Source organism: Candidatus Villigracilis sp., assembly GCF_057083605.1.
This window is the reverse complement of sequence record NZ_JBXMTI010000096.1, coordinates 1-4,639: the sequence shown is the minus strand read 5'-3', so window position 1 is coordinate 4,639 and position 4,639 is coordinate 1. Positions and strand designations below refer to the sequence as shown.

The 4,639-nt window shown below is 53.3% G+C and carries 4 protein-coding genes and 2 pseudogenes; 1 reads left to right on the top strand and 5 read right to left on the bottom strand.

All coding sequences use genetic code 11. The features are described 5' to 3' along the window. The 5 genes and pseudogenes from AC14M5_RS13935 to AC14M5_RS13915 all read right to left on the bottom strand — a co-directional run. Nucleotides 1-347, bottom strand: a pseudogene (locus AC14M5_RS13935) (DNA-methyltransferase); the annotation flags it as partial. Between the two features lie 1,146 nt (nucleotides 348-1,493). Next, a pseudogene (locus AC14M5_RS13930) lies at nucleotides 1,494-1,847 on the bottom strand (DNA-methyltransferase); the annotation flags it as partial. Beyond that, nucleotides 1,844-2,488 carry a nucleotidyl transferase AbiEii/AbiGii toxin family protein gene (locus AC14M5_RS13925; protein WP_484030281.1) on the bottom strand — a complete coding sequence of 215 codons (645 nt, stop codon included), beginning with the start codon at nucleotides 2,486-2,488 and terminating at the stop codon, nucleotides 1,844-1,846. The pseudogene AC14M5_RS13930 and the gene AC14M5_RS13925, both read right to left, overlap by 4 nt. Then, nucleotides 2,485-2,733 carry a DUF6922 domain-containing protein gene (locus AC14M5_RS13920; protein WP_484030280.1) on the bottom strand — a complete coding sequence of 83 codons (249 nt, stop codon included), beginning with the start codon at nucleotides 2,731-2,733 and terminating at the stop codon, nucleotides 2,485-2,487. Before AC14M5_RS13920 ends, AC14M5_RS13925 begins: the two co-directional genes overlap by 4 nt. A 51-nt stretch (nucleotides 2,734-2,784) precedes the next feature. After that, complete coding sequence (locus AC14M5_RS13915) at nucleotides 2,785-3,816, bottom strand: zinc-binding dehydrogenase (RefSeq protein ID WP_484030279.1); 1,032 nt, start codon at nucleotides 3,814-3,816, stop codon at nucleotides 2,785-2,787. 90 nt (nucleotides 3,817-3,906) lie between these two features. On the opposite strand from AC14M5_RS13915, the gene AC14M5_RS13910 reads away from it, so the two are divergent. Continuing rightward, nucleotides 3,907-4,639 (top strand): cyclic nucleotide-binding domain-containing protein (locus tag AC14M5_RS13910; protein WP_484030278.1); only part of this gene is annotated, 733 nt, incomplete at its 3' end.

Here is a 4,639-nt window from a genome sequence, read left to right as displayed (position 1 = left end):
CGTCCCAGCTTCTTCGCCACCGCGCCCGTCGTCCCTGAGCCAAAGAACGGATCGAGGATCACATCCCCCGGTTTGGTCGAGGCGAGGATCACCCGGTAGAGCAGGGCTTCCGGTTTTTGCGTCGAATGTGCCTTTGTCCCGTTGTGTTTGACGCGTTGCTTGCCGGTGGCGAGGGGCAATTCCCAGTGCCGCCAATCGGAGCGCATTTGCAGGTCTTCGTTCAACGCTTTCATGGCGTGATGGTTGAAGGTGTACTTCGCGCCCTGCTTCTTTTGGGCCCAGATCATCGTTTCGTGGGCGTTGGTGAGCCGTACACCTCTGAAGTTCGGCATGGGGTTGCTGTTATGAGTCAGAACACCCGAGGGCAAGCCAAATACATGATTCCCGTCAATGGATAACTCATAGTAGGTTTTGAGATTGGTTGGTTGTATATTTTTTACTCTTGCCAGTTTTAAATTGCCCTCAATAATCTGTTTTGCGATCAATGGCACTTCACCTTGACTTTTTCTTGTGTTGATCTTGTAGTCTCGTCGCAATCGTTCAATAGAATGATCCTGTCCATATGGAAATTTTCCACGTGATGGAAGTCCAAGACTCTCCAATGTGGCCATTGACCACCTGCCATCACGATTTTCACGAATTTCCCCCCTGATGATTTCTACTTTGGAGTCTTTATAAGGGACAAAGCCATCCCTCGCATGAAGCCGGTGACCGGTTATTTGGCAGATGAGCCGCAGGTCTGTAAGCAAGCCCTTGTTCTTTGTAAACCCAATTCTCCAGCGGTTGTTTTTCATGTCCCAGTGGGCATCTCCCTTAAGATACCCGGTCAACACTCCGGATAAAAATTCACTGCCGTGCCAAAACGACTCTCTTGACAATCGTTTTGTTTTTGCGTTTTCCCCACGAACGAACCTTTTTATTAATTCGATCATGAAATGACCTGGAAAGATCAGGTGCATTTTATTGCCGTAAATGTGGATTCGTCCCGTGACCCCAAATTTCTTTCGGACAATATCAATCAGATTTTCTGCTTCAGGTCTTTCGTCTGCGGACATCGAAAGTTGAACGCCTTTTTTCTCAGAAAGCATGGAGCCTTCCGCCAGATACCAGCCTATGAGTTCTCCAGTTTCCTCATCAATCGCAGAATGTTCAACAACTTTGGGAAGTTCCAATTTCCCTAAGCTCAGAACGAAATCACCTGAAGCCATTTTTTCGGCGCAGACATACTCCACCTTTCCAGAACGCAGAATTGGAAAACGATGTTCATGCGTGCACTCTGTGACAGACCCATCTTCAAACTCGATCCGAAGACCATTCGAGACCCCAACCTTTTTCCAGGATTTGATGGTTGCCCAAGTCTGAAAACCATGTTTATCGTAGGATGGAAGTTCAATGTGGTTTTTGGTCAGGTCAATGCGAACCAGGTCTTTGATTGTTGATAGGATCGGTTGTTTATTAATCAAGGCGATTAATTCAGTATCTGCCGCCAGGCATTTTAGCCACACCACGTCGTTGAGAATCCAATAGCCGAGGTCTTGCAGAATGGCGCCCACACGATAAATGTTGTGATAGGACCCGATAACCCACAGCGTGCCGGTATCTTTCAGCACACGCCGACAAGCGTGTAGCCACTGACGTGTAAAATCATCATAGGTTTTGAAATCACTGAACTTGTCCCAGCCATCGTTCACTGCGTCCACCTTGGAGGTATCAGGGCGGTACAGGTCGCGTTGCAATTGCAGGTTATACGGCGGATCAGCAAAGATGACATCCACCGAGTTCTCAGGCAGGGAATTGAGAACTTCGATGCAATCGCCGAGCAGGATGCGGTCGAGGGGGAGGGTCATTTCAGCCAACCCTGTTCGATTTCTTTGACTTGTTCTACAAAGAACTCTTTCACCATTTGCCATGACACAGGTTCTAATAGAATTGGATCGGTATCATGCTCTGCGCTTTCAAAATAAACCAACCGTTTCGTCACCTGAACTTCAAAGTCTCGAACGGATGGATATTTTTTCGGAGCAAGAGCAAACAGGTCTTTTAGCGGGGTGGTCTTCGCTATGAAAAACAGATCATAAAAATCTTTGCGGCTTGCTCTTGACAGGAGCGCGTCCATTTTCATCAACCCGATATCCTGGACGGAGGCAAGACGAAGGTTTTCATCCTCAACCAATGGTTTGATCATCTCGTATCCATATCCATAAAAACCGACCCGGACATTCTTTGTCGTGTAAACCAAATTTCCCCAAGCCGAGTCTGCCAGCTCGGGTTTCAAGAGAGCAAGGGCTTCCTCAAGTCCGCGGCGGATTGAAGGGATATCCTCTGTCGGAGAGAAAAGGTCGAGGTCAACAGAGTGGCGATGACCCAGTTGAAGCGACAATGCGGTGCCGCCTGCCAGGTAAAACCTGTTGCCAAGTTTGCTTCTAAAGAACTCCTGCAACACCAGCCGCATATCTTCTGTGATGGTGGTCCAAAAAAACGCAGTCATGGATGTGTGCCCAGCACGAGTTTCCAGAATGTGCGATGCGGTTGTGGGAGACGTTCGTCACCAAATCTCTTTACCCAGGCAAGGACCTGCTCGCGCGGGTATACCGAAAATAGCCACCTGATCTCCACTCGGTTTCCAAACTGCAGGACGCGCTCGATGATGGTGTGCGCGTCCTTTTCAGGCGTGAGCTGTGTGAGATCATATTCCTGAAAGAAGGGTGCTAGGGAGTGGGGGACTTGTGTCACACTGTAGATTATACACGTAGCGGAATCAGACGGGGATTCGGTGTCGAGCCCTTACCGCACCTGCAGCACGATCTTGCCGAACTGTGCGCCGCGTTCGTAATGGGCATAGGCGGCAGCAGCTTCTTCGAGCGGATAGACCGCATCGACCACGGGCGTGAGCCGGCCGCTAAAGATGTGCTCCATGACCTCGCGAAAATCTGCGAGGCTGCCCATCGTCGAGCCGATGTGCGTTTGTTCGTTCCAGAACAACAACGAGAGATTGGTCACGGCTTCGCGCCCGGTGGTACGCCCATAAGTGACGATCCGCCCGCCCTTGCGCAGAATCCGCTGGCTCTCGCCCCACGTGGTCGCGCCGACGTTTTCGACCACGAGATCCACGCCCCGTCCCTCGGTGAGGCGGCGGATGTCCTCGAACGGTTTGCCGACGGTACGGTCCACGGCGAAGTCTGCGCCCAGAGCGAGGACTTTTCCGATCTTTTCCTTGGAACTGGTGATGGCATAGACTTGCGCCCCAAACATTTTACTGATCTGGATCGCCGCCACAGCCACCCCGCCGCTGGCTCCCAGCACCAATACCTTTTCATCCGCCTGGACCTTGGCGCGTTTGACCAGTGCGCGCCAGGCAGTCTGATACGCAAGCGGACCTGCGGCGGCCGTGACAAAATCAAAACCGGCCGGCATGCGCATCAGTTTGTCGGTGTTCACCGCCACATACTCGGCGTTGCCACCGTTCCCGTTCGAGCCGAGGATATCGTACTCATCGCATTGACTGACCTCGCCTTCCAGGCAGCGCGCGCACTGACCGCACGAAAGCGACGGGTTGACCACGACCGCTTCGCCGGCTGACCAACTCGAAACGTCGGGAGCGAGGCCTTCGATCACGCCGGAAATGTCGGAGCCAGTCCACATCGGGAAGCGATAGGACTCATCGGCCGGACCATGCAGGGACCACAGTTCCAGATGGTTGAACGCGCTGGCATGGACGCGGATCAGCGCCTGCCCCGCTCCGAGTTGCGGCTCGGGGACATCGGCAATCTGAATGTGGGAGGCATCTCCACACTGGTAAAAGGCGGCGGCTTTCATGAGCGGGATTATACCTGTTGTGCTCCCGGCGCCGTTTGCAATCATATTGTTGTGCTGGCGGGGAGCCGTCAAAGTTATAGTACGGCTGATATGGAAAAGACGCAAACTTTCGATAAAACGACCCTGCTGAGGCTGGCCTTTCAAGGACTGGACGAGGCCGAATTACAGGAGATGGCCGACCTGACCGAGTTGAAGACCTACCCGGCCGGTCATGTGTTGTGCCAGGAAGGCGCGTTCGAAGATATCTTCTACATTGTCGCCGACGGCAAGGTGGAGGTGACTAAGCACACCGTCGCCGGGGAGGCGGAGCGGTTATTGCGCATTGGCGGCAAAGGGGACATGTTCGGGGAAATGGCGTTGATCCAGAATGCGGCCCGGGCAGCGACCGTGCGCGCCGTGGCCGAGACTACCGTGCTCGAAATGGAAAAGCAGGATTTCGAGACCATCCTCAGCCGCAGTCCGCGCATGGCCATCGATATCATCCGCATCACGCTGGACCGCATCCGGGCCAATGACCAGAAAATGATCGCGGACCTGCAACATACCAATCAGGTCCTGCGCCAATTGGACCGCAACAAACTGGAATTCATTCAGGTGGCGGCGCATGAACTGCGCACACCGCTGACCGTGTTGAAGGGCTACGTCAAAATGCTGGCGTCCTTCCCGTCCATCACCGAGAACGATACGCTCGGCAATGTGCTGGGCGGCGTGCTCAAAGGCGCGGATCGCATGCACGAAGTGGTCAACCTGATGCTGGATGTGACGCGCGTTGATGCCGATACTGTGAAACTGAAATTCGCCCCGGTGCCGATCAAGCGCCTGA